Raw genomic sequence first — 24,230 nt, 5'->3', positions numbered from 1 at the left:
CATCCACACTACTTCATAGCCAACCGAAATGAAGGTGCAAGATCGGTATTTAGCAGTTCATCATAAACTGCCAGCGTATCGATGCGCATTTGATCAGCGTTGAATTTATCCATGATATGCGCGCGCGCCCGGGTTCGCAATTGCGAGCGTTCTGCCGGGGTCAGGGAAAGTGCTTTTTCAAGGGCCGCGACCAATGCCACCGGATTTTGCGGGGCAATAAGCCAGCCGGTAAAGGCATCCGCCCCCACCGCGTGCGCATCCAGCACCGTTTCGGCCGGGCCGCCTTCCTGATTGGCAATCACCGGGCATCCCATGCCCTGTGCTTCAATCGCGGTGCGCCCAAAGGCCTCTGGCCGGACCAGCGATCCGCCAATCGCAACATCGGCGGCCTGATAAGCAACCGGCATGTTCGGGCATTCGGGCACCAGTTTCACAATATCGCCCAGCCCTGCTTGCCCGATGCGTTGTTGCAACAAGGCAATATAATCCGGCGTTGCCAGTTCAGGCCCCGGCAAAACAACCTTCAATCTTTGTTTTAACGCCGGGCTTAGCTGTGCGACCGCGTCAATAACCACCATTTGCCCCTTGGTGGGTGAAATGCGCGATGGAAAAAGCACCACACGGTCGTTTGCATCAACACCCCATTGGGCGCGCAGGGTGGCAACCGCAGCGGGCGCGATTTTTTCCGGGTCAAAATATGCGCTATCAAGCCCGCGATAAATAACCCGTAGCCGGTCATCGCCCACATGATGACGCTGTGCAATCAAATTGCCAATAAAGTACGAATTGGCAATCACCCGGTCACCCCGGGCCATGATGCTGCTGTAAAAATTCTTGATGCTTTTAAGCGGTGGGTGTTTGGGCAGCGAATAGGTGGAATGATAGGTCGTGACAAACGGCACCCCTTGCCAGCGGGCGGCGAAAAACGCCGAAATCGCCGGTGCCCGGCTTCTGGCATGCACAAGTGTTACGCCATGCGCCTTGATAATTTTTCTGATCTGCCAGATGTTTGCAATAATCCGGATCGGGTTTTTGCTGGCAACCGGCAGTTTTATAACCTCGCCCCCTGCGGCACAAATATCATCGGCCAACCGCCCGTCTTCGGCCACAGTAATCGCCTTTGCCCCCACGCGGACAAGCGCCTGAACAATTTCCAGCGTGGTTCGTTCGGCCCCGCCACTATTCAGCCTGGGGATAACCTGCAACACAACGATTTCGGATAAATTCATCAAAGTAGTCACTTTCACCAGCCAGAATTACAAAAACAGGTCGATCAACCCACCCAGCCCAACCCGCGCGAAATGCCTTTGGCCGCCTCGGTCAAAAGGCTGATAAAACGGTCCAGATCGGATTTCTGGGTGCGAAATGCCGGAGCCGCCACGTTCAATGCCGCCAATACCGAGCCATCAACCGCAAAAATCGGCACCGATACCGACACCAGCTGGTCGCTAACCTCGCCGTGACTAATGCAAAAACCCTGTTTGCGAATATTCATCAATTCCTTCATCAGGGCGGTATGGTTGGTAATGGTGTTGCCGGTAATCCGGTTCAGGGTTTGCGGCAAAATACGCGCGATCAGATTATCGGATAAAAATGCCAGCAAAATTTTGCTCGACCCGGCATGTAATGGCCGCCGTCGCCCCACCACCGCATGCACCCGCAAATCGCGCGAGGGTTCAAATTTGGCGATACACAAGGCCTCGGTGTTATCACGTATCCGGATTTGCACCGTTTCATTCATTTTCTGACCCAGCGTTTCGAGCACCGGGCTTGCCAGTTTTACCAGATCAATCTGGGTCGACGCCGACGTGCCCAGCACCAAAATAGCATTGCCAAGATTATATCCGCCGTCTTCGGCCCGCTGGATGAATTTTCGCTGTTCCATTGTGCGTAACATCCGCAAAGTTTTTTGCTTTGTTTCCCCCAGATTACGCGCCAGTGACGACAGGGTTTGCCCCGGCTCGCGCGACACCTCCAGCAGCACCGACAAAGCCACATCAACTGATTGAATTATATATTTTTTATCTGAAATTGATTCTAAAAACATTGCCAAATAAACCCTGATATCTATCCGTTCCAATAGCGCAACAATAGTGTTACACACAACGTAACACAGCAAGAAAAAAAATTGACACAAAACCGCCAAACTGTCGATCATGCATCATCAGCAACCCGCAGAGTTGCGTAAAACCGAAGATCCGATCCGGGACTGGCTCCGCTAGAGACCTCAAATGAAATGGAGACTATAATGTCGCTCACCCCGACACTGGGAATGGCCCGCAAGGCAGGCTTGGGATTGCTGCTTGGTATGGCAATTCCTTCAATGGCCATGGCAGCTGATTCCAGCCTGACAATTGGCATGTCCACCACCTTCACCACCGTTGATCCGCACGAAACATCCAGTTCGCCCAACAATGCGGCCAGCCGTCACATTTTTGACAGCCTGATCAACCGGGGTGGTGCTGCGGAAAACAACCCGCAACTGGCAACCGACTGGAAAGTCGTTGATCCGACCCATTGGGAATTTCATTTGCGCAAGGGCGTTAAATTCCACGATGGCACGGCGTTTGATGCCGAAGACGTGATTGCGTCGCTTTTGCGCGCACGCGACAAGCCCAGCCAGGCATTTGCATCCTATACCCGCAACATCAAGGATGTGTCCGAGGTCGATCCTTATACCGTTGTGGTCGAAACCACCGTTCCCGACCCGATGATTTTAAACTCGCTGAGCCGCATTCGCATCATCAGTGCCGACCATGCCAAAGATAGCGTTGCTGACTTTGATTCAGGCAAAGCCGCCATTGGCACCGGGCCGTTTAAATTTGTGTCCTATTCGCCCGGCGACCGCCTGGTACTGAAACGCAACGACGATTATTTCGCCGGGCCGTCGGAATGGAAAAACGTTACCCTGCGCATGATCCCCGATAACGGGGCGCGTTTAGCCGCTCTTTTGTCTGGCGACCTTGACCTGATCGAAACCATGCCCGCCGAAGGTGTCGACCGGGTTGAAAATTCCGACAATCTGCAATTGATCCGTGGGCAATCGACCCGTCTGGTTTTTCTCGGTGTGAATGTTAACGATGCCCCGACCGCCTTTCTCACCGCAAAAGACGGATCGAAACTCGATAAAAACCCGTTGCAGGATGAACGCGTGCGCCGTGCGCTGCTGATGTCGATCAACCGCCCGGCGATTGTTGACCGCGTGATGCAGAAAAACGGCACCGTTGCCGACCAGTTTGTTGCCAAGGGTTATTTCGGCCATTCCGATGCCGTCGAACCGGTTAAATATGACCCGGAAGGTGCAAAAAAGCTGCTTGAAGATGCAGGCTGGGGTGATGGTTTTAAAATGACCATTCAGGGCCCGGCGGGCCGTTATGTAAATGACAGTGCCGTTCTTCAGGCCGTTGGTCAGATGTTCTCGCGCATTGGCATTGAAACCTCGGTCGAAGTTATGCCCTGGTCCATGTATTCCAAAAAATACACCACCGGCGACTACAGCGTATTTTTGGGATCATGGGGTATTAATACCGGCGAAGTTTCCAACCCGGCCCTGGCTGTTGTTGCAGGCCGCGACGAAGAAAAAGGTACCGGCCGTTACAATGGCGGCGGTGTCAACGACCCGGAAATCAACAAATTGCTGGACGAAGCCACCTCAACACTGGACGAAGCATCGCGCAAACCGCTGCTTGAAAAAGTATCCGAGCTGACCTTCAACAAGCTCTGGATTTTGCCGCTGCATTACGAAAACGTTGTGCTGGCTGCCAAAAAATCCATCAGCTACGCCCCGCGTGGCGACAAATACACCCTGGCATACGACGTTAAAAGTACTGCCAACTAAACAAGTCCACCCCGGTGCGCATCCGGTTCTCTCTCCCTTGCCGGATGCGTGCCACCCTCCCCCAGGAGAAATCGAATGCAGGAACTAAGTTCGAACGGCTCTGCCGCGCGTGCAAAGGCGATCTATGACTATGGGCATACGGCAATTTTCGCTTGCACCGCCGACCCGCGTTTTCACATGCTGCTTTATGTGCCGCCCGCAGCCGCCGAAGGCCGCAAGGTTGACCTGCTGGTCGCTGTCCATGGTACTGGCCGCACATCCGCCATGGAATTTCGCGACGGTTTTGCCGAATTTGGCCTGTATAACGATTGCGCAATCCTGTGCCCGATCTTCCCGATGAATGCACGCGGCGACGGGGCGCGATCGGGTTATAAATACATTCTTGAAGGCGATATTCGATACGACGAAATTCTGATTTCAATGGTCGATGAAATGGCCAAAAAATATGATCAGGACTGGTCAAAATTTGCCATGTTCGGCTTTTCCGGTGGCGGTCATTTCACCCATCGTTTTACCCTGCTGCATCCACAAAAACTGTGGGCTGCGTCCATTGGCGCGCCGGGGTCTGTTACCTTGCTTGATACCGAACGCAACTGGTGGGTGGGCGTTAAAGACATTAAAGAACAGTTTGGCATTAGCCTTGATATCCCGGCGTTGCAAAAGGTTGCCGTGCAAATGGTTGTTGGCGCGGCCGACCTTGAAAACTGGGAAATCATGCACGCACCAGGGTCTAAATATTATATGGAAGGGGCCAATGACGCCGGCAATTCGCGCCCTGAACGCCTGAAATCACTGGCAAAATCGTTCGAGAAAGCCGGTATTACCGTCAGCCTGACCGAAGTTCCCGGCGTTTCGCATGACCGCATGAAAGTGCTTGATACCGTCAAGGCGTTTCTGACCCGCACGTTAAAAGAGATCCGCCAGAAATGACAAACGCAACCATCGTAGCCCCGCAACCCGAAGCCGCCGAAGCCGGTGCTGAAATTCTGGAACGGGGCGGAAACGCCATTGATGCCGCCCTGGCCTGTGCCTTTGTTCAAGGTGTTGCCGACCCGCAAATGTCGGGTGTTGGCGGCTTTGGCTCCATGCAGGTTTATATGCCGGGCAAGGGCGTTCATGAAATTCTGGAATTTTATGCCCGAGCGCCCCTGGCCGCGAGCGAAACCATGTGGGAAGACAAGCTGGTCGGGCAAAGCCGCGACGGGTTTGGCTTTATTCTGGAAAACAATATTTCCGATATCGGCTATCTCGCGGTCTGCACACCGGGATCGCTTAAAGGTTATGAAACGGCCCTGCGCGATTACGGCACCTTTGACTGGGCCGATATCATCGCCCCGGCGATTGGCTATGCCCGCAACGGCATCCTGATCCGCCCGCATATGCACTGGTACTGGGCCAAAGACCAGTCAAACGACCAATATGCCAACACCATTGATAAGCTGAAATTTTCCAAAACCGGGCGTGAAGTCTATTTCCATGAAGATGGCCGTTTGCGCAATGTCGGCGAAATTCTGCGCAACCCCGACATGGGCAACACGCTTGAACGCATCGCCCAAAGCGGCAGTGCCGATATTTTCTATCATGGTGAAATTGCCCAACAGATTGCCGATGACTTTGCCGCCTCTGGCGGGTTGATCGGGCGTGATGACCTGGCGGCCTATAACATCACCAAAACCGACCCGATCTGGGGCGAATATCGCGGCCACCGCATTGCCACCAGCCCGCCGCCGGGATCGGGCTTTCCGATGCTCGAACTGCTGCATATTCTGGAACATTTCGACATTGCTGGCATGAAACACGGTAGCCACAAACATGTGCAAACCCTGTTTGAAGCCATGAAGCGCATGACGATTGACAAGGATACCTATATGGGCGACCCCGCCTATATTGATGTGCCGTTTGAACAATTGCTAACCCCGGAATATACCGCCAAACTGGCAGCATCTATTCTGGCAGGCGACCGGGCATCGGTCGAACGGCTTGAAATGTCGCAACGCGATACCACCCATATTTCCGTGATCGACAAGGACGGCAACGCTGTTTCAATGACCCATACCCTTGGCAGTCCATCGGGTGCCATCACCGACAGGCTGGGCTTTATGTATAACGGCACCATGGGCCGGTTTGACCCGCGCCCGGGCCGGCCGGCATCGATTGCGCCGGGCAAACGCCGGGCAAGTTCGGCCGCCCCCACCATTGTCTTTCAGGGTGAAAAACCCCGTATGGTCATTGGCGCACCGGGCGGCAGCTATATCGCCCCGACCGTGGCACAGGGCATTATGAACGTGATTGATTTTGATATGTCGGTAACTGAATCCGTTGCCGCCCCGCGTGTTATGGGTGTGTCAAACAAGATCGACATTTGCAACCGCATCCGTCGTTCGGTCGAGTATTCGTTGCGCGAAGACGGCTATGATGTTGCGCGCTCGCCCCAAAGCTATGCCTTTGCTGCCCTGCATGCCATTTGCATCGAAAACGGCATCTCCAAAGGGGCCGCAGACCCGCAACGCGACGGCGTTGCCATTTCAATCGATTAAGCCAAGGGCAGGAGAAGCACGATGCTCGCATCCCTATTGCGACGATTGATACAGGCGATCATGGTTATTTTAGCCATGACGATCATTGTTTTTGTCGGTGTCAGTGTCATCGGCAATCCGGTCGATATCCTGATCAATCCTGATGCCAGTCAGGCCGAATATGCCCGCGTTGTGGCCCATCTCGGGCTGGATCGCCCGCTGTGGCAGCAATATCTGATGTTCCTTCAGGGTATTTTCCACGGCGATTTTGGCACCAGTTTTGTCTATAACAAACCCGCCCTGTCCCTGATTGTCGAGCGCCTGCCTGCAACCCTTGAACTGGCGATGACGGCATTATTAATCGCCATTGTTGTCGGTTTGCCGCTGGGTCTTTATGCCGGACTTCATCCCGAACGTCTGTCATCGCGCCTGATCATGAGCGGGTCGATCCTTGGCTTCTCGCTACCCACCTTTTGGGTCGGGTTGATGTTTATCTTGCTGTTTTCGGTGCAACTGGGCTGGCTACCCTCCGGTGGGCGTGGCGAAACCGCCAGTTTGTTTGGGACCAACTGGTCGTTTCTCACCGCGGACGGATTACATCACCTGATATTACCTGCCCTTAATCTGGCATTATTTAAAACGTCCCTGGTTCTGCGCCTGACCCGTGCCGGTGTGCAGGAAGTTCTGCCGCAAGATTACATTAAATTTGCCCGCGCCAAGGGGCTCAGCGAAAACCGCGTGATCTATACCCATGTTCTCAAAAACCTGATGATCCCGGTTGTGACCATTACCGGGCTGGAATTTGGCTCCCTGATTGCGTTTTCGGTTGTGACCGAAAGCATTTTTGCGTGGCCGGGCATGGGCAAGCTGATCATTGACAGCATCAACACGCTAGATCGTCCGGTGATCGTGGCCTATCTGATGATGATGGTCATGCTGTTTGTTGCGCTGAATTTCATCATCGACATTTGTTATACATTGCTGGACCCCCGCGTCCGGCTGGACACGAAGGGCAAATAACATGTCCCAAGCCGCAAACAAACCACAGGAAACGGCATTGCTTCCCGCAAGCCTGCCTTCAACATCCCGTATGGTGCGAACGGGCAAACTGGCGCAAAAATTTGTCATGTCGCCGGGCGCTGCAATCGGGCTGGGCGTGCTGGTGCTGATCATTTTTCTTGCTGTGTTTTCGCCGCTTATTTCGCCGCAAAACCCCTATGACCTTAGCCAGCTTGATATTCTTGATGGTCGTCTGGCGCCGGGATCGTCCTCGTTCGACGGCGTTCCCTATTATCTCGGCACAGATGCCCAGGGCCGCGATATTTTATCGGGTATTCTCTATGGCTTGCGAACATCGCTGATTGTCGGGGTTCTGTCGGCCTTTGCGGCGGCCACCATTGGCACCAGCATCGGCCTGATTGCCGCCTATGTCGGCGGGCGGGTTGAAACGCTTTTGATGCGGCTGGTCGATTTGCAATTGTCCTTTCCCACCATCCTGATGGCCCTGATGATGCTGGCCTTTTTGGGTAAGGGGCTCACCAATGTTGTGATTGCCCTGATCATTGCTGAATGGGCCACCTATGCCCGCACGGTGCGAAGCTCCGCCCTGGTGGAACGTGAAAAAGAATATATCGAAGCCGCCCATTGTTTGCGCCTGCCGGGCTATCGCATTTTGTTTCGCCACCTTTTGCCCAACTGTCTGGCACCGGTAATTGTGATTTCGACCATGCAGGTGGCGCGCGCCATCGGCCTTGAAGCGACCCTGTCGTTTCTCGGGCTTGGGGCCTCGGTCACCGAGCCGTCATTGGGGATGCTGATTTCAAACGGGTATCAGTATTTGTTGTCCGGCCTGTACTGGATCAGCTTTTTCCCCGGCATTGCCCTGTTGATCACGATTGTTGCCATTAATCTGGTTGGCGACCGGCTGCGTGATATTCTAAACCCGAGGAGCATCTGAGATGGCGAACCTTTTAACGGTGTCCAATCTTGTCACCGAATTTGGCGGCACCAAAACTGCACCGGGTTTGCGGGCAGTAAACGATGTTTCCTTTACCCTTGAAAAAGGCCGGGTTCTGGGCCTTGTCGGCGAAAGCGGGTCAGGAAAATCGGTCACCGGCTTTTCGATCATGGGTCTGGTAGACCGGCCCGGCAAGGTTACCGGGGGCCGTATCATTTTTGACAACCGTGATTTGATCGGGCTGGAACACGAAGAAATGCGCCGCCTGCGGGGCAAACGCATTGCGATGGTGTTTCAGGACCCGATGATGACGTTAAACCCGGTTTTGCGCATTGGCACCCAGATTACCGAGGCCATACAGGCCCATGACCCGATGACAAAGTCAGCCGCCCGGATACGGGCGCGCGATGCCCTGGGTCTGGTCGGTATTCCCAGCCCGGAAGAACGGCTTGATGCCTATCCGCACGAATTTTCGGGCGGAATGCGCCAGCGCGTTGCCATTGCCATTGCCATGCTGCATCACCCCGACCTGATCATTGCCGATGAACCCACCACCGCCCTTGATGTGACCATCCAGTCGCAAATCATTGCCGAATTTCAAAAAATGGCTGAAATCAGCGGTACAGCGGTGATCTGGATTACCCATGACCTGGCGATAGTGTCGCGTCTGGCCGATGATATTGCGGTGATGTATGCCGGGCGTCTGGTTGAAACCGGCCCGGTGGAACAGGTGCTGGGCACCCCGCGCCACCCTTATACGCAGGGGCTAATCCAGTCCGTTCCCAGTCAAAACCAACGCGGGCACCGCCTGCATCAAATCCCCGGCATGACCCCCAGCCTAACGCGCCTGCCGACCGGGTGCAGTTTTCGAACCCGATGCAGCTTTGCCACCGAACAGTGCCACACCATACCGGAACGCACCGACACCGGCACCCGCACCTATCGCTGTTTCCACCCCGTGACCGAGGGGCTTTAACCATGACTGAAACCGTCGCCAAAACCCCGATTGTCGAACTGAAAAACGTATCGCGCCGGTTTGGGGCCACCCCCGATTTGCTTGGCAAGGCGCTCATTCGTCTTGGCCTTAGCCCAACGCCGCCTGTTGTCCATGCGATGGATGGTGTCGATTTAACCATTCATCGCGGCGAAGTGGTTGGGCTGGTCGGCGAAAGTGGCTGTGGCAAATCAACACTGGGCCGCGTTGTGGCGGGGATTATCCCGCCATCCGATGGCGCGGTTATTCGCCACGGGCGCGAAGGCATGACAAAGCGTGATCAGGCCAGTGCCGACCTTGCCATTCAAATGATTTTTCAAAACCCGATGGCCGCCCTTAACCCGCGCATGCGAATTGACGATATTGTTACCGAAGCCCCCAAAACCCACGGGATGCTGGAAGGGACACGGGCGGAACATGCCGATAAATATTTGCGCATGGCGGGCTTTGACCCGGAAATGAAGTTTCGCTTTCCGCACGAATTTTCCGGCGGGCAACGCCAGCGTGTGAACATCGCCCGCGCCCTTGCCGTACGGCCGGATTTTCTGGTTTGTGACGAAAGCGTCGCCGCGCTTGACGTTTCCATTCAGGCGCAGGTGATTAACCTGTTTATGGATTTGCGCGAAAAACTGGGGCTGACATACCTGTTTGTCAGCCACGATTTGGGCGTGGTCGAACATATTTCAGACCGGGTTGTGATTATGTATCTGGGCCGTATTGTCGAAGAAGCCCCGACCGAAGAAATTTTTAACCACCCCAACCATCCCTATACGCAGGCGTTACTGTCCGAAATTCCCCGTATTGAGCTAACCAAACGCAAATTCAAGGTCATTGACGGCGAACTGCCCAGCCCGATTGCGCCGCCACCGGGCTGTCATTTTCACCCGCGCTGTCCGTTTGCCATGGAAAAATGCCGCACCACCGTGCCCCATAAGCGCGAAATTGTGCCCGGCCATTTTTCCGCCTGCCATTTAAATGATGATAGTGCCCAAACGGCAGACGCAACTGCGCCCATCGCTGTCTAAACAAATCTGGCGTCCCTTTGGTCAACCGGCCAAAGGGATGCGCCATTAATTGGATACTATAGTATCTATTTGCACAAGTTTATGTATAATTTAGACACTATAATATCCAAAATGGCGGCACACATGAACCAACTATCATTGTTATCCGCAGCCGATATTCAGCAATCGCTGTGTGACACTGTAAAACGCCAGCGCAAAAGCCTGAAGCTGTCGCGCGATGCGCTGGCCAAACGCAGCACCGTGCCCGCCGCCACCATCAAGAAATTTGAAACAACCGGCCAAATTTCGCTGCGTCAGTTTTTGCTGTTGTGGCAAAGCGTTGACGATTTATCGCGGGTAAAAGCCCTGACCAACACGCCCGCCAGCACCACACCCCCACCCCAAAACACTGACGAGGTTCTGGCCAGATGAGCAACAGCCCGGCAATGGCGCGTTTTGAACCTGTCCGTCGGCTCGATGTCTGGCGCACGCTGGCGCTCGCGACCGGGTGATGGTGGGCACAGGCGAATAAGGTTATCGCGCATGTCGTTGACAGCTTGGCTGATTTTGCAAAATTATCGTCCAAACCGGCGTGTCAGCCCAAACCATTCATTTGATCAGCGCGACTTTGGCCGGAACTTACCGTAATAATAAGTACTTACTGGCCGGATGTGCCGGACGGTGGGGTATTGCCCTCTGCACCCCGCTTGCTTGCACCTACATAAAACCAGCATATGCCCACCGTCCCGCGTGGTCGCGCGGCGTACGCCGTTCCTGCATCATCGCGGCATTTTAAATACCAATCACATGCCAATTTTTCTTGACGTTGTTCCCCGTTGCCCGTAGCATACTTAATAACGATATAAATAACATAATAATGGAATACAGGGAATGGCAGATCTGGTTGTTAGCCTTTATGCGCCTGCTCTTGATGCGTTGGGACGCAAGGTTGCCGCGACGGACATTACTATTCGTCCGGTCCTGGCACCCGAACAGCGCCTTGTCGTCGATTGGGTGCGCGATAATTTTAGCGATAACTGGGCCAGCGAGGCCCTTGTGGCCATAACCCGCCAGCCCGCGTCCTGCCTCATCGCAATCCGCGAGGGCCAGATCATGGGTTTTGCCTGCTACGACGCCATCGCCCGGGGCTTTTTCGGCCCCACCGGTGTTGCTGTCGATGCCCGCGGGCAAGGCATTGGGGCGGCTTTGCTGCACAGCACCCTGCAAACCATGAAAAACATGGGTTACGCCTACGCCATTGTCGGCGATCCCGGCCCGACACAGTTTTATGTCGATGCCGTTGGCGCCATTGAAATTCCACTGCCCGGCAAAGGAATTTACGCCGACATGCTGCGCGCCCCGGCCCCCTAGCAAACGATACGTGCCTTCTTAACCGGGCCGGTTCTTGCCGGTTCGTTGTGCAAATTTCCGGGCCAACCGGCCTTCTGTTTTCAGGGAATGATCCATGTCTTCGAATACACCGCTGGCCCTGTTTGTCGGCATTCCCAATGATACTTTGTCGACCGACGAAATTTCTCTGTTCCGCGAAACCAATCCGCTCGGCCTGTTTGTGGGCCGCCGCAGCCTGAAAAACCCCGATCAGGTTAAAAAACTGACCGAACAGTTCCGCACCGCCGTTGGCCGCGACGATGCCCCGATTTTTACCGATCAGGAAGGCGGGCGAGTATCGCATCTTGATAGCGGGTCGTGGCCGTTATTTCGTTCGTTTGGTGAATTTGGCGCGCTGGCACGCCGCGATCTGGACCTTGGCAAACGTGCGCTGCGCCTGTCATCGCAGGCGATGGGGGCCGTGATGCGCGATTTGGGCCTTGATAGTGGCTGTTCGCCCGTCCTTGATCTGGTGTTTGGCGATACCAGCGACGTTATTGGTGCCCGCGCCTTTGGGCAGGACCCGGCGTTGATCAGCACGCTGGGCCGTGAAGTGGTCGATGGTTTGCTTGAAGTTGGCAATATGCCAATCATGAAACACATCCCCGGCCATGGCCGCGCCACGGTAGACAGCCACAAGGAACGCCCGCGCGTGGATGCGGACAAATCCCTTTTGCGCGCCACCGATTTTAAACCGTTTATCGATTTGATCGACACGCCGTGGGCGATGGTGTCGCATGTGGTGTATTCCGCCTATGACGACCAGAACCCGGCATCGGTTTCTTCGGTTATTTGCAAAGACGTTATCCGCGACGAGCTTGGTTATGACGGCGTTCTGATTTCGGATTGCGTCTATATGGAATCCCTGTCGGGCAGTTTGCCTGAACGGGTGCGGCAGACCCTGGAAGCGGGTTGTGACATTGCCCTGCACAGTCATGGCACCAATTCCGAAACTCTGGCTGCCGCCAAAGCTGCCCGTCCGCTAAGCGACGAAACCATACGCCGCATGGACGCAGCCAAAGCCCGATTGGGCAACTTGAACGTGGATATCAAGCAACTGCATGCCGAAGTCGAAGAAATCTTTGGCGCTTAACAAAACAATCTCACTATCAGGGAAAGATCAATGATCACGCATAAACGCCTTTTGGCGGCCGCCGTTTTTGGCCTTGCCATTTTGCCGCCGCTTGCTGCCAGTGCCGAAACGGTCCTGACGGCTAATATCGAACCGGCCACCACCTGGGTCCAGAACTTTAACCCGTTCAACCAGACATCGGCCCGCCAAAGCACGTCGGATTTCATTTATGAACCGCTGGTGATTTTTAACCGCTTTGACCATGACAAGGCCAATTACCGCCTCGCCAAAAGCTATAAAATCGCAGACGACTTAAAAAGCGTGGAATTCACCCTGCGCGACGGCCTGAAATGGTCCGACGGCAAAGATTTGACCGCCAAAGACGTCGTTTTCACCTTTAACTACGTCAAGAAAAACCCGGCACTGGATTTCGTTTCAGTCTGGAATATCCTTGATAAAGTTGAAGCAATTGACGAACACACCGTAAAATTCAGCCTGTCCAGCCCCAGTTCGCTGGCGGTTAACCGCCTGATCGAACTGCCGATTGTACCCCAACATATCTGGGCCGACATTGCCGAACCGGTCACCTTTGCCAACGAAACCCCGGTTGGCAGCGGCCCGATGACCGAAATTCCCCGTTTTACCCCGCAAACATACGACCAGTGCCGCAACCCGTATTACTGGGATGCCGAAAACCTGAAGATTGACTGTTTCCGTTTTCCGCAATTGGCGGATAACAACCAGATGCTCACCGCCACCGCCAGTGGCGAGCTCGACTGGGGCACATCGTTCCTGCCCAATGTCGAACAGACCTATGTTGCCAAGGACCCGGATCATTTCCATTACTGGTACACAGCAGGCAGCATGGTTGAGTTTATTTTCAACCAGGAAACCGCCAATGCGGATAACAAAAAAGCCTTTCAGGATGTAAAATTCCGCCGTGCCATGAGCATGACCCTGGACCGCCAGGGCATGGTTAATGTGGCCGGTTATGGCTATCCGACGCTGAACGAAGACCCGACCACCTTTGGCCAGGTTTATGCGAGCTGGACCGACCCCAAAGTTCTCGAAGAATTTGGTAAATATGCCAAATATGATGTCGATGGTGCCAAGGAACTTCTCGATGCCGCCGGTTATGTTGATGCCGATGGCGACGGTTTTCGCGATAACCCCGATGGCACGCCGATCAAGTTTGACATTATCGTTCCCAATTCCTGGACCGACTGGCTTGATACCGTGCGCATCGCGGTTGAAGGCATGCATGATGCCGGCATTAATGCCAATATCGGCACCCCGGAAGAAGCCGTTTGGGGCCAGGACCTGATTACCGGTAAATTTGATGCCGCCATTAACAGCATCAGTGCTGCTGCCCTGCCCTATTACCCCTATCAGCGTGCGTTTAACCGCGATGATGTTGGCAAAACCCGTTTCACCGCCCAGCGCTGGTTTAACGATGATTTATCGACACTGTTAAACGAGTTCACCCTGACCTCGGACATGGACAAACAAAAAGCCATCATGACCAAGGCCCAGCGTATAGTGGCAGAAAACATGCCATTGCTGCCGGTTTACAACAATCCGACCTGGTATCAGTACAACACCAAACGCTTTACCGGCTGGTCAACCCCGGACAAACCGTTTGTAAACCCGACCCTGTCACGCCAGAACCATGCCCGTTTGTTGCACCTGCTTGCATTGCGTCCGGTTAAGTAAAACCGTTTCGCAATGATCGTCGCGGGCTGCCGCCTCCTCCCCAGGCAGCCCGCGATACCAACAGTTTCAGAGGTCCCAATGGTTTTTCTGCTTCGGCGATTATGTTTTTATCTGGCAGCCTTCATTGCGGCGGCGACCATCAATTTTTTCCTGCCCCGCCTTCTGCCGGGCGACCCGATCCAGATCATGTTTTCCAGTGCTGGAAGTACGCTTTCGCCGGAAAACCTCAAGGCCTTGAAACTGACTTTCGGGTTTGTTGATGCCCCGTTATGGCAACAATACCTGACCTATCTGGGCAGCATTTTTACCGGCGACCTTGGCATGTCGATCAAATATTTTCCGCTTTCTGTCACATCCGTGCTGGGCCGCGCACTGGTCTGGACGGCGGGCCTGATGGGCACAGCCACCCTGATCAGCTTTACGCTGGGAACAACGCTGGGCATTATTGCCGCCTGGCGGCGCGGCAGCAAATTTGACGTGATATTTTCGGTATCCGCCATTGTTGCAACGTCGGTTCCCGCCATGGTTACATCGCTGGTCGCGCTTTATTTTTTCGGCTTTACACTGGGCTGGTTTCCCACCGGTTACGCCGCCGACCCGGCACTGGACCCGGCATTTTCGTTTGAATATATCAGCAGCGTTATTTACCACGCTGTTTTGCCCATCATTACCCTGTCCATTGTTCTGACAGGCGGGTTTGTTGTGACCATGCGCAACAACATGATCAACCTTTTGGGCGAAGATTACATCACCATGGGCCGGGCCAAGGGCCTGTCGGATGGCACTGTTATGTTCTGGTACGCCGCGCGCAATGCCCTGCTGCCAACGGTGTCGGGCCTGGCCATTGCCATTGGCACGGTTCTGGGCGGGTCGCTTGTGACCGAAGTGGTGTTTAACTATCCCGGCCTGGGCAACACGCTGTATCACGCCATTCTGGCGCGTGATTACCCGGTCATTCAGGGGCAATTGCTGATCATGACACTGGCGATGCTAACCGCCAATTTCATTGTCGATGTCAGCTATGTGCTGCTTGATCCCCGATTGCGGAGGGCCTGAGCGATATGAAAAACGTCATTTTAGGCCTGCTGCGCAATAAAAAGGCCCTGACCGGCTTGCTGATTTTGGCCATTATCGTTATCGCCGCCGTGGCCGCCCCGCTTTTAACCGGGTTTGACCCCGCACGCCGTGTTGGCCTGCCCCACCAGCCGCCAAGTGCCGACCATTGGCTGGGCACCACCCGCATCGGGCAAGATGTTTTTGCCCGCCTTATTTATGGCGCGCGCACATCGCTGGCCGTTGGCTTTGGGGCCGGTTTTATCATTACCGCTGTTGGCACCATCATGGGCATTGCGGCGGGCTATAAGGGCGGCAAAATTGATGAAGCCATCAGCTTTTTGACCAACATGGTTCTGGTTGTGCCCAACCTGCCGCTTTTGCTGGTTCTGGCATCGTTTATTGGCCAGGCAAGCCCGGTTGTGATTGCCGTTATTTTAGGCGGCACCAGTTGGGCATGGGGCGCGCGCGTTACACGGGCCGAAACCCTGTCGATCAAACAAAAGGATTTCGTCAAAGCCGCCGAAATGCTGGGCGAGCCAGGCTGGCGCATTATGGCTGCCGAAATTTTCCCCAATCTGGTTTCCATTGTTGGCATCAATTTCATCGGCAGCGTTGTTTTTGCCGTGATTACCGAAGCCACCCTTGAATTTTTGGGGCTGGGCGACCCGCAAACCGTGTCGTGGGGTGTGATGCTCTATAGCGCGCAAAATGCATCGGCCCTTCAGGTTGGTGCATGGTGGGATATTTTAACCCCGTGTTTTGCGCTGGTGTTTTTGGGAACCGGCCTGTCGCTGCTTAATTTCGCCATCGACGAAGTAGCCAACCCCCGCCTGCGGACCGGCAATTCGCTGGCGCGCTGGGTGGGCCGCGTTCGCGCCGGGGAGGGCCGCCTGTGAACAATCCATTATTATCCGTTCAGGATCTGTCGATTGAATATGTTGGTGATAAAACCGACTTTCGCGCCGTTGACCATGTCAGCTTTGATGTTGCACCCGGCGAGGTTTTTGGTCTGGCCGGGGAATCCGGCTGTGGCAAAAGCACCATTGCGTTTGCAATCAGCCGCCTGCACAAGCCCCCTGCCCTGATTTGTGGCGGTGAAATCATGGTGGCCGGGCGCAGTGTGCTGGACCTTGATGCAAACGAACTGGCGCGGTTTCGCTGGGACGAGGTCGCCATGGTGTTTCAAAGTGCCATGAATTCGCTGAACCCGGTTTTGCGCATTGAAAGCCAGTTTCACGATTTGCTGAAACGCCATCGCGGTTACAGCAAGGCGCAATCGCGCGAACGCTGTGCCGAACTGTTAAAACTGGTCGATATCCCGCCAGACCGCATGCGCGATTATCCGTTTCAGTTTTCGGGCGGCATGCGCCAGCGCATTGTGATTGCCATTTGCCTGGCACTGAACCCAAAACTGATTGTGATGGACGAACCCACCACCGCCCTTGATGTGGTGGTTCAACGCGAAATTTTGCAACGCATTAATGAACTGCGCCGCGAACTTGGTTTTTCGGTACTGTTCATCACCCATGATCTGGGCCTGATGGTGCAGTTTTGCGACCGTATCGGCATTATGCTGGATGGTAAACTGGTCGAACAGGGCACAGCGGACCAAATTTACCGCGCACCCACGCACGATTACACCAAAAAACTGTGGGCGTCGTTTCCATCTTTTCACGGCCCCGCCCCCCGGCAGGAGAACGCACAATGACCGCAAACCCTGCCATCGTCAGCCTGCAAAATATTGGCAAAACCTTTCATCTGGGTGCGCACACGGTGCGCGGTGCCCACGACCTTTCCTTTGACCTGCATAGTGGGCGCACCCTGGCGCTGGTCGGGGAATCCGGCAGTGGCAAAACCACCTGTGCCCGCATCATCATGCGCGAATATATCGCCGACGAAGGCCAGCTTTTATTTCACGGCACACCGGTTACCGACAATACGCCCAAGGGGTTGAAACAATATCGCAAAAACGTGCAAATGATTTTTCAGGACCCGTTTGCATCGTTAAACCCGGCCCATACGGTGGATTATCATTTACGCCGCCCGCTGGCACTTTACCGCCGCGACCTAAAGGGCAAAGCCGTCACCGATGAAATTCATGCCCTGTTGCGCCAGGTCGAGCTGGACCCGGAACTTGTTGCACCCAAACACCCGCATGATCTTTCCGGTGGGCAGCGCCAGCGCATCAATATTGCCCGCACCCTTGCCGTTGGCGCCAAGGTCATTATCGCCGATGAACCGACATCGATGCTCGATGTTTCGGTGCGCCAGGGCGTTCTGGAACTGTTAAACCGCATGAAACGCGATCTGGGTTTGGCCCTGCTTTACATCACCCACGATGTTGCCACCGCCCATTATGTGGCCGAGGACATTATGGTCATGTATGGCGGGCAAATTCTGGAATGGGGCGATGTTAATGCCGTGCTGTCCAACCCGCAGCACGACTATACCCGCATGTTGTTATCGGCCGTGCCCAACCCGGAAATCCGGTTTGACGACCCGCAATCGCGCCTTGACCCCACAGCGGTCAACGCTGTGCGCGAACAGGCCAAACAGTTGCATCCACATGTCAAAACCGCAGGACCAAACCATTTTTACCGGCACACTGCCGCGTGAATTCACGTTTTGCATCCCTTAAAAACCCGGGCTGGCAGGCACAAAACGCCACAACCGGGATGAAATATGCAGAACACACCCATTGCGCAGCCACCAAACACTCGCCGCAGATCCGAAACGGACCCGGCAGTTTGTGCGCCCAATATATGACGCGGTTAACCCCCGCCAAACGGAGCCTTTGTTAAAATGTCGACGATTTCAGCCGCAACCGGCACCCACCCCGATCAGCGCCTTGCCGAACTGGGCATTACCCTGCCCCCGGCTCCGGCCCCGATAGCCAATTTTGTGACCCATGTGCGCGAAGGCAACCTTTTGTTCCTCTCGGGCCAAGGGCCGCTTGATGCCAATGGTATCCTTAGCAAAGGCAAGGTTGGTGCCGATATTAGCGTTGAAAAGGCCTATGCCGATGCCCGCCTGACCGGCATCAACCTGATTGCGGTGATGCAAGAAGCCCTTGGCGATCTGAGCCGGGTGAAACGGGTTGTCAAACTGTTGGGCATGGTCAATGCTGCGCCTGATTTTTGCGATCATCCGGCGGTTATCAATGGCTGTTCGGACCTGTTTAACGATGTGTTTGGCCCGCAGGGTGTTCATGCCCGTTCGGCCATTGGCATGGGGTCGCTGCCCAACCAGATCACGGTCGAAATTGAAGCCATCATTGCCCTTAACGACGACTAACAGGAAACATCATGTCAGCTGATATTCTTGCAAAACTGAACTTGCGCCACGTTATCAACGCATCTGGCACCATGACGGGCCTGGGGGCCTCCATCGTCGGGCAGCAATCCATTCAGTCGATTGCCGGTATTTTGGGTAATTTTGTTGAAATTGACGATCTACAACGCCGGGCCAGCAAAACCATTGCCGACCTGACCGGGGCGGAGTGCGGGTTTATTACCGCATCCTGTTCGGCGGGCATTACCCTGTCGATCGCCGCACTCATGACCGGCAATGATCTGGGTGCGATCGAACGCTTGCCAAACCATGTTGGCCCCAAATCCGATGTCATCATGCAAATGGGCCATATGATTAATTACGGTGCTCCGGTTGATCAGGCCGTTCGGCTATCGGGTGCAACGGTGGTTCCTATCGGGCAGGCCACCAGCGCATCGGCCTTTCATCTTGCCAGTGCGATTAATGAAAACACACTGGCGGCATTATATGTTGTGTCGCACCACACGGTGGAATACGGGCAAATTCCGTTCAAAACATTTGCTGCTGTCGCCCATGAACATAATGTTCCGGTTATTGTCGATGCCGCGTCCGAATATGATTTAACCGGCTTTATCCGCGATGGCGCGGATATTGTGCTTTATTCCGGGCATAAATTTTTGGGTGGCCCAACATCGGGTATTGTTGCGGGCCGCAAGGATATTGTGCGTAATATTTACCTGCAAAACCGCGGCATTGGCCGGGGTATGAAAGTAGGCAAGGAAGGCATTGCCGGGGCCATCGCCGCGTTGGAAGCCTGGAAAACCCGCGACCATGCCGCCATTCGCGCACGCGAAAAGCGCGCCCTTGATTTGTGGCACGCAACCTTAAACGGCCGTCCCGGTGTATCGGTGCGTATTATGCCAGACCCCACCCACAACCCGCTGGACCGCCTGCGCATCGATATCGATAGCATGGCAGCCCACATCACCGCGTGGGATCTGGTCGACCGGCTGGCGAAAGGCGCGCAGCCTATTGTTGCCCGCGATCATGAAGTTGAACATGGCTATTTCTTCCTTGATCCCTGCAACTTGCAGCCTGATCAGGAACAGATTGTCGCCGCCCGCCTGGCCGAAGAACTTGATATTGCCCAAAAATCCAACGACCTTATTGCGACCCCGTTTGAAGAACGGACGCTAAACAAGGAACGGGCGATCCTGAACTGGCCTGACTGACAAAATCGCGCCCTTATTAACTAGAAAACAAACAGAACCCGGAGGACAAAATGCCGTCAGTTGCCATCAAGGACGCAACAGGAGCCGCACCCAAACGCCGGTCGCGCACCAGTGGCATTGACCGCATCCTCCAGATTCTGGATTTTTTGCAAGCAGCCGAAAAACCCGCCACTGCCTATGAAATTGCGCATGGCATTGGTGCGCCACTATCGACCATCTACACCATTGTCGAAGACCTGGTCGGCAAAAACCTGCTGATCCGCCAGAATGACGGTGCCTTATGGCTTGGCCCGCGCCTGTATTATTACGGCCTTACCTATTCGCGCCGGTTGGACCTGTTAGGTGTGGCCAATGCCGAAATGCACGAACTTTCGCAAAAATCGGGTGAAACCGTGCAAATTTGTGGCCGCGATAACGACATGATGGTGGTTCTGGCAATGGAAGAAGGCCGCGATCATTTTCAGGTGACCTCGCGGGTCGGTACGCGAACCCCGTTAAACTGGACGGCATCCGGGCGCTTGCTGGTTGGGCACCTTGCCGAAAATGAACAGGTCGAAATTTTTAGCCGCTGTGCCAAAAACTCGCCGACCGGGCGGGCAGAAGTTGATCCCGTTACCCTGTCACAAAAGGCAGCCCGTGCCTTGTCTGACCGGCTTTCCATTCAAGCCGGTGAATCCGATTTTTCGGTCGCCTGCATCGCATCGCCGGTTTGCAACCCGATGGGTGAATGCCTTGCCACCATTTCCATCGTCGTGCCCGATATCAAGGTTAACCAGAACGAACCCGACCTGATCAAACTGGTAAAAGACAGCGCCAAACGCATTGAAAGCCGGTTAGGCTGGGCCTGATTTGTGTAAGTCCGGCGCCATGAAAACAGGTGGGTCGCTCCTTGCGAGCAAACCACCTGCTTAAAACATGGTTGGTTATTCCGGTGTTGTGAGTGTTTTCTCGTCGCTATCAACAACAAAAACGGCCAGCAAACTTGCCGGTTCACTGTCGCTGGCATTGGCACTGACACTATGGTGATCACCGGGGTTTTCCGAGAAATTTTCGCCCGCATGATATGTTATGATCGGCCCGCCATTAACCTGGCTTGTGATCGCACCCGTCAGAACCGTTGCATAAATAAAGGCCGATGACGGATGGGTATGGGCCGGTGATGATCCACCCGGACCATATTCCACCAAAACACCTTTCAGGCTTTTGCCCGGCACATTAGGCAGTTTATGGTCGTAAACCACCGTGATTTTGGCCTGTTCATCTGCCGCATCACTGGCTTGTGCCGCACCTGGCACCAAGACGGCCCCAAACAGAACCACCGCCGTCATCATTTGTTTGATCATTATTGTGTTCCGTTTTCCTGTTACGCGCTTTTTGCCAACACCGACTGCCCCAACCATTTTTCAAATGTGGTTGGCCCCAATGATGCCCCCGTGCCCGGAACAAGCGAATATTCGCTTAAAACCACGCCGAAATACCGCGCGTGCGCATCACAGATCACCGGGCGGACATCGCCTGTATGGGCAAGATAACGTTCAACCAGATCACACAGGCCAAACTGCTGTGGTCCTGCAATTTCAACCGTGCCATTGGTCGGGGCGGCAAGGGCCACACGGGCAACGGCCGCGGCAACATCCTGCGATGTAATGGGTTGAACCCGCGCATTTGACAAACGAACGGCCTCGCCATCAAATGCGGAACCGGCGATGCTGCCCAGAAATTCAAAAAACTGGGTTGATTGGATAATGGTAAAGGGAATATTGCCTGCCTTGATCAGGTCTTCCTGTGCCTGCTTGGCGCGGAAATAGCCGCTATCTTGCAGGTTTTTGGTGCCGACAACCGACAGGGCCACATGATGGCGCACACCGGCGGCTTGTTCGGCATACAACAGGTTTGTGCCTGCCGTTTTGAAAAATGCCATCACGGCGTCGTCTTCAAACGATGGTGAATTGGCCAGATCAAGGACAACCTCCGCCCCTTTAAGGGCGGCGTCCAGCCCCTCGCCTGTAACGGCATTAATCCCTGTTGCGGGCGAGGCCGCCACGACGTTGTGGCCCTGTGTTTTTAGCAAAGCAACGGTTTTCAAGCCGATCAGGCCTGTACCACCAATAACAACAATTTTCATTTTGCGTTCCCGTCTTTTCCGGTTGCAAAACAACCACCGTGAACCGGTAGCTGCATGGCTTCACAAAAAGGACGAGACACAAGGTGCCGATGTTACATCAAAGGCGCACTTTTCGGGATTTTCCGAAAAATGCGCCTGATGAGGCAACAATAAACGATGTGACGCAGTGTCACACCGCCAGGCCTTCAGCCTCGAAAAGGTGAATATTTTCGCGGTCAAACGTCACTTTCATTTTCTCACCGCGCCGGGGGGCTATCATGCCTGGCACCTTGATAATCAAAGGATCATCCTGGCCGATATCAAGGTGAATATTTGTCAATTCGCCCAAGCGTTCCGAAACAAGAACCGCGCCCTCAAGCGCCATGTCGCCATCGCGCGCCACGCGCAAATGTTCAGGCCGGATACCAAGATACCCCGTGCCACCCGCACAAATTTTATCATCCGGGCCAAGCGAAACAACTGTTTCGCTGACACCCTTAATCAGCAAAGCCGGGCGATCCCCACCCTTAAGCACATCAAACGGGATGATATTCATCGCGGGCGAGCCAATAAACCGGGCGACGAACAGGTTGGCCGGTTGGGTATAAAGTTCAAGCGGGGTGCCCACCTGTTCGATATGGCCATCATTAAAAACCACAATCCGGTCGGCCAATGTCATGGCTTCAACCTGATCGTGGGTAACGTAAACCATGGTGGCATCGGGCATGGCTTCTTTCAGGTTGGCAATTTCAATCCGCGTGGCCACCCGCAAGGCGGCATCGAGGTTCGATAATGGCTCGTCAAACAAAAATACCTTTGGATCCCGGGTTACAGCCCGGCCAATGGCAACGCGCTGGCGTTGCCCACCCGAAAGTTTTTTGGGGTGGCGGTCCAGATACGGGGTTAGCTGCAACATATCGGCCGCACGGCGTACCCTTTGATCAATTTCGGGTTTTGCCATCCCGCTGATTTTAAGGCCAAATGCCATGTTGTCGTAAACGGTCATATGCGGGTAAAGCGCATAGGACTGAAAAACCATTGCAATACCGCGTTCGGCAGGCGGCAATGAATTGGCGATTTCGCCGCCAATTTCCAGTGTGCCGCTGGTTATTTCCTCCAGCCCGGCAATCAACCGTAACATGGTAGATTTGCCACAGCCCGACGGGCCGACAAACACCACAAATTCACCTGCGGCAATTTCAAGATCAATCCCGTGTAACACTTCAACAGGGCCGAATGCTTTTTTAACAGCCTGTAACGATAAATTGGTCATAACCCGTTTCCTCCCGCGCGTGGCGGATATTGCACCTGCCTGTTTTCAGGCTTTGTCGGTCGTATTCTGGTTGCGGCGCCATTCTTCATATTCGTGACGTGCATCGGCACTAAGCGGATAGTATTTGCGAAGATCGCCGCCCTGCGACAGCCGCAACCGGGAAAAATCCTCCCACTCGGCGTGGGCACCGGCTTTATCCAAAATCGCTTGTCCCATTTGCACCGGTATCACCACCGCCCCGTCATCGTCGGCAACAATAATGTCGCCGGGCAAAACCAGCCGCCCGCCACAGGCAACCGGCACATTGACGGCGTAGGGAAAAATATCAAGCTGGGTATGAAAATTTGGCGTGGCACCGCGCACCCACATTGGAAAATCAAGCTCGCGGGCCTTGCGGGAATCGCGAATGCAGCCATCCACGATCAACCCGGCCCCGCCGCGACCTTTCATATAAGTCAGCATCATTTCGCCAAAAACACCGGCCGACATATCAGCACGGGCATCGACCACCACAACATCCCCTTGTTCAACCTGATACAGGACATGGCGGTGCATTTGTGCTTCGGGGTCTTCGTATTCATCGACGTTATACACGTCTTCGCGCTTTGGCATGAATTGCAGGGTCAAAGCCGGCCCGGCAATGGTTTTGCCCGTAAGAAACGGCACAGGCCCCCGTATATGCGCATCGCGAATACCAAGTTTGCTGATTTCGCCGCCCAACGTCGCACTGCCAATTTCGGCAAGTGCGGCAACAAGGGCTTTATCGGGGCGTTTTATGGTCGGTATATTCTGCATTTTAGGGAGGCATTCCT

At 54.6% G+C, this 24,230-nt stretch carries 24 protein-coding genes; 18 read left to right on the top strand and 6 right to left on the bottom strand.

Annotated elements, in window-relative coordinates:
- Positions 1 to 8: 8 nt before the first annotated feature.
- Positions 9 to 1,229: a glycosyltransferase family 4 protein gene (locus TMES_RS18460; protein WP_085585294.1), complete on the bottom strand. Its 1,221-nt coding sequence runs from the start codon at positions 1,227 to 1,229 to the stop codon at positions 9 to 11.
- A gap of 44 nt (positions 1,230 to 1,273) precedes the next feature.
- Complete coding sequence (locus TMES_RS18455; protein WP_085585292.1) at positions 1,274 to 2,047, bottom strand: IclR family transcriptional regulator; 774 nt, start codon at positions 2,045 to 2,047, stop codon at positions 1,274 to 1,276.
- A gap of 201 nt (positions 2,048 to 2,248) precedes the next feature.
- On the opposite strand from TMES_RS18455, the gene TMES_RS18450 reads away from it, so the two are divergent.
- The 18 genes from TMES_RS18450 (at position 2,249) to TMES_RS18360 (ending at position 20,889) form a co-directional block, all read left to right on the top strand.
- Positions 2,249 to 3,838, top strand: a complete 1,590-nt coding sequence (locus TMES_RS18450) for an ABC transporter substrate-binding protein (RefSeq protein ID WP_211275957.1) — start codon at positions 2,249 to 2,251, stop codon at positions 3,836 to 3,838.
- 75 nt (positions 3,839 to 3,913) lie between these two features.
- Positions 3,914 to 4,768 carry an alpha/beta hydrolase family protein gene (locus TMES_RS18445; protein WP_085585290.1) on the top strand — a complete coding sequence of 285 codons (855 nt, stop codon included), beginning with the start codon at positions 3,914 to 3,916 and terminating at the stop codon, positions 4,766 to 4,768.
- Positions 4,765 to 6,375 (top strand): gamma-glutamyltransferase, encoded by a 1,611-nt coding sequence (gene ggt, locus TMES_RS18440; RefSeq protein ID WP_085585288.1) that lies wholly within the window; start codon positions 4,765 to 4,767, stop codon positions 6,373 to 6,375. Before TMES_RS18445 ends, ggt begins: the two co-directional genes overlap by 4 nt.
- Before the next feature lie 21 nt (positions 6,376 to 6,396).
- Positions 6,397 to 7,374 carry an ABC transporter permease gene (locus TMES_RS18435; protein WP_085585286.1) on the top strand — a complete coding sequence of 326 codons (978 nt, stop codon included), beginning with the start codon at positions 6,397 to 6,399 and terminating at the stop codon, positions 7,372 to 7,374.
- Between the two features lies 1 nt (position 7,375).
- A complete protein-coding gene (locus TMES_RS18430) occupies positions 7,376 to 8,311 on the top strand; it encodes an ABC transporter permease (protein WP_085585284.1) in 936 nt (311 codons plus the stop codon).
- Between the two features lies 1 nt (position 8,312).
- The gene (locus TMES_RS18425; RefSeq protein WP_085585282.1) at positions 8,313 to 9,287 is read left to right on the top strand and encodes an ABC transporter ATP-binding protein; all 975 of its coding nucleotides are present in this window, start codon (positions 8,313 to 8,315) and stop codon (positions 9,285 to 9,287) included.
- 2 nt (positions 9,288 to 9,289) lie between these two features.
- Entirely contained in the window at positions 9,290 to 10,330 is a 1,041-nt protein-coding gene (locus TMES_RS18420; protein WP_085585280.1) for an ABC transporter ATP-binding protein, read from the top strand.
- Between the two features lie 123 nt (positions 10,331 to 10,453).
- On the top strand, positions 10,454 to 10,741 hold the full coding sequence (locus tag TMES_RS18415) for a helix-turn-helix domain-containing protein (RefSeq protein ID WP_085585278.1): 288 nt from the start codon (positions 10,454 to 10,456) through the stop codon (positions 10,739 to 10,741).
- A 459-nt stretch (positions 10,742 to 11,200) separates the two neighbouring features.
- Positions 11,201 to 11,680, top strand: a complete 480-nt coding sequence (locus TMES_RS18410) for a GNAT family N-acetyltransferase (RefSeq protein WP_085585276.1) — start codon at positions 11,201 to 11,203, stop codon at positions 11,678 to 11,680.
- Positions 11,681 to 11,774: 94 nt separating this feature from the next.
- The gene (locus TMES_RS18405) at positions 11,775 to 12,791 is read left to right on the top strand and encodes a glycoside hydrolase family 3 N-terminal domain-containing protein (RefSeq protein WP_085585274.1); all 1,017 of its coding nucleotides are present in this window, start codon (positions 11,775 to 11,777) and stop codon (positions 12,789 to 12,791) included.
- 30 nt (positions 12,792 to 12,821) lie between these two features.
- On the top strand, positions 12,822 to 14,483 hold the full coding sequence (locus tag TMES_RS18400; protein WP_085585273.1) for an ABC transporter substrate-binding protein: 1,662 nt from the start codon (positions 12,822 to 12,824) through the stop codon (positions 14,481 to 14,483).
- 78 nt (positions 14,484 to 14,561) lie between these two features.
- Positions 14,562 to 15,539: an ABC transporter permease gene (locus TMES_RS18395; protein ID WP_085585271.1), complete on the top strand. Its 978-nt coding sequence runs from the start codon at positions 14,562 to 14,564 to the stop codon at positions 15,537 to 15,539.
- Positions 15,540 to 15,544: 5 nt separating this feature from the next.
- Complete coding sequence (locus TMES_RS18390; protein ID WP_085585269.1) at positions 15,545 to 16,435, top strand: ABC transporter permease; 891 nt, start codon at positions 15,545 to 15,547, stop codon at positions 16,433 to 16,435.
- Entirely contained in the window at positions 16,432 to 17,247 is an 816-nt protein-coding gene (locus tag TMES_RS18385; RefSeq protein WP_085585267.1) for an ABC transporter ATP-binding protein, read from the top strand. Before TMES_RS18390 ends, TMES_RS18385 begins: the two co-directional genes overlap by 4 nt.
- Positions 17,244 to 18,155, top strand: a complete 912-nt coding sequence (locus TMES_RS18380) for an ABC transporter ATP-binding protein (RefSeq protein WP_085585265.1) — start codon at positions 17,244 to 17,246, stop codon at positions 18,153 to 18,155. The genes TMES_RS18385 and TMES_RS18380 overlap by 4 nt, the downstream gene beginning before the upstream one ends.
- Positions 18,156 to 18,341: 186 nt before the next feature.
- On the top strand, positions 18,342 to 18,833 hold the full coding sequence (locus TMES_RS18370; RefSeq protein ID WP_085585261.1) for a RidA family protein: 492 nt from the start codon (positions 18,342 to 18,344) through the stop codon (positions 18,831 to 18,833).
- Positions 18,834 to 18,844: 11 nt separating this feature from the next.
- A complete protein-coding gene (locus TMES_RS18365; RefSeq protein WP_085585260.1) occupies positions 18,845 to 20,041 on the top strand; it encodes an aminotransferase class V-fold PLP-dependent enzyme in 1,197 nt (398 codons plus the stop codon).
- Between the two features lie 50 nt (positions 20,042 to 20,091).
- Positions 20,092 to 20,889, top strand: a complete 798-nt coding sequence (locus TMES_RS18360) for an IclR family transcriptional regulator (protein WP_085585258.1) — start codon at positions 20,092 to 20,094, stop codon at positions 20,887 to 20,889.
- A 75-nt stretch (positions 20,890 to 20,964) separates the two neighbouring features.
- Here TMES_RS18360 and TMES_RS18355 read toward each other — a convergent pair whose 3' ends face one another.
- From TMES_RS18355 to TMES_RS18340, 4 genes are all read right to left on the bottom strand, one after another.
- Positions 20,965 to 21,384, bottom strand: a complete 420-nt coding sequence (locus tag TMES_RS18355; RefSeq protein ID WP_085585256.1) for a cupin domain-containing protein — start codon at positions 21,382 to 21,384, stop codon at positions 20,965 to 20,967.
- 20 nt (positions 21,385 to 21,404) lie between these two features.
- A complete protein-coding gene (locus TMES_RS18350) occupies positions 21,405 to 22,166 on the bottom strand; it encodes an SDR family oxidoreductase (protein ID WP_085585254.1) in 762 nt (253 codons plus the stop codon).
- A gap of 169 nt (positions 22,167 to 22,335) precedes the next feature.
- Positions 22,336 to 23,418, bottom strand: a complete 1,083-nt coding sequence (locus TMES_RS18345; RefSeq protein WP_085585252.1) for an ABC transporter ATP-binding protein — start codon at positions 23,416 to 23,418, stop codon at positions 22,336 to 22,338.
- Positions 23,419 to 23,463: 45 nt separating this feature from the next.
- Positions 23,464 to 24,213, bottom strand: coding sequence for a ribonuclease activity regulator RraA (locus tag TMES_RS18340; RefSeq protein ID WP_085585250.1), 750 nt, complete (start codon positions 24,211 to 24,213; stop codon positions 23,464 to 23,466).
- Positions 24,214 to 24,230 lie beyond the last annotated feature (17 nt).

The organism is Thalassospira mesophila (assembly GCF_002115755.1).
GTDB classification, from domain to species: Bacteria; Pseudomonadota; Alphaproteobacteria; order Rhodospirillales; family Thalassospiraceae; genus Thalassospira; species Thalassospira mesophila.
Note: the sequence above shows the minus strand (reverse complement) of the source record. Positions and strands in the feature narration are given on the sequence as shown.

Bases quoted from the DNA above. Each gene is read 5' to 3' on its own strand.
- TMES_RS18460 (WP_085585294.1), bottom strand. From the start codon at position 1,229: ATGAATTTATCCGAAATCGTTGTGTTGCAGGTTATCCCCAGGCTGAAT.
- TMES_RS18455 (WP_085585292.1), bottom strand. From the start codon at position 2,047: ATGTTTTTAGAATCAATTTCAGATAAAAAATATATAATTCAATCAGTT.
- TMES_RS18450 (WP_211275957.1), top strand. From the start codon at position 2,249: ATGTCGCTCACCCCGACACTGGGAATGGCCCGCAAGGCAGGCTTGGGA.
- TMES_RS18445 (WP_085585290.1), top strand. From the start codon at position 3,914: ATGCAGGAACTAAGTTCGAACGGCTCTGCCGCGCGTGCAAAGGCGATC.
- ggt (WP_085585288.1), top strand. From the start codon at position 4,765: ATGACAAACGCAACCATCGTAGCCCCGCAACCCGAAGCCGCCGAAGCC.
- TMES_RS18435 (WP_085585286.1), top strand. From the start codon at position 6,397: ATGCTCGCATCCCTATTGCGACGATTGATACAGGCGATCATGGTTATT.
- TMES_RS18430 (WP_085585284.1), top strand. From the start codon at position 7,376: ATGTCCCAAGCCGCAAACAAACCACAGGAAACGGCATTGCTTCCCGCA.
- TMES_RS18425 (WP_085585282.1), top strand. From the start codon at position 8,313: ATGGCGAACCTTTTAACGGTGTCCAATCTTGTCACCGAATTTGGCGGC.
- TMES_RS18420 (WP_085585280.1), top strand. From the start codon at position 9,290: ATGACTGAAACCGTCGCCAAAACCCCGATTGTCGAACTGAAAAACGTA.
- TMES_RS18415 (WP_085585278.1), top strand. From the start codon at position 10,454: ATGAACCAACTATCATTGTTATCCGCAGCCGATATTCAGCAATCGCTG.
- TMES_RS18410 (WP_085585276.1), top strand. From the start codon at position 11,201: ATGGCAGATCTGGTTGTTAGCCTTTATGCGCCTGCTCTTGATGCGTTG.
- TMES_RS18405 (WP_085585274.1), top strand. From the start codon at position 11,775: ATGTCTTCGAATACACCGCTGGCCCTGTTTGTCGGCATTCCCAATGAT.
- TMES_RS18400 (WP_085585273.1), top strand. From the start codon at position 12,822: ATGATCACGCATAAACGCCTTTTGGCGGCCGCCGTTTTTGGCCTTGCC.
- TMES_RS18395 (WP_085585271.1), top strand. From the start codon at position 14,562: ATGGTTTTTCTGCTTCGGCGATTATGTTTTTATCTGGCAGCCTTCATT.
- TMES_RS18390 (WP_085585269.1), top strand. From the start codon at position 15,545: ATGAAAAACGTCATTTTAGGCCTGCTGCGCAATAAAAAGGCCCTGACC.
- TMES_RS18380 (WP_085585265.1), top strand. From the start codon at position 17,244: ATGACCGCAAACCCTGCCATCGTCAGCCTGCAAAATATTGGCAAAACC.
- TMES_RS18370 (WP_085585261.1), top strand. From the start codon at position 18,342: ATGTCGACGATTTCAGCCGCAACCGGCACCCACCCCGATCAGCGCCTT.
- TMES_RS18365 (WP_085585260.1), top strand. From the start codon at position 18,845: ATGTCAGCTGATATTCTTGCAAAACTGAACTTGCGCCACGTTATCAAC.
- TMES_RS18360 (WP_085585258.1), top strand. From the start codon at position 20,092: ATGCCGTCAGTTGCCATCAAGGACGCAACAGGAGCCGCACCCAAACGC.
- TMES_RS18355 (WP_085585256.1), bottom strand. From the start codon at position 21,384: ATGATCAAACAAATGATGACGGCGGTGGTTCTGTTTGGGGCCGTCTTG.
- TMES_RS18350 (WP_085585254.1), bottom strand. From the start codon at position 22,166: ATGAAAATTGTTGTTATTGGTGGTACAGGCCTGATCGGCTTGAAAACC.
- TMES_RS18345 (WP_085585252.1), bottom strand. From the start codon at position 23,418: ATGACCAATTTATCGTTACAGGCTGTTAAAAAAGCATTCGGCCCTGTT.
- TMES_RS18340 (WP_085585250.1), bottom strand. From the start codon at position 24,213: ATGCAGAATATACCGACCATAAAACGCCCCGATAAAGCCCTTGTTGCC.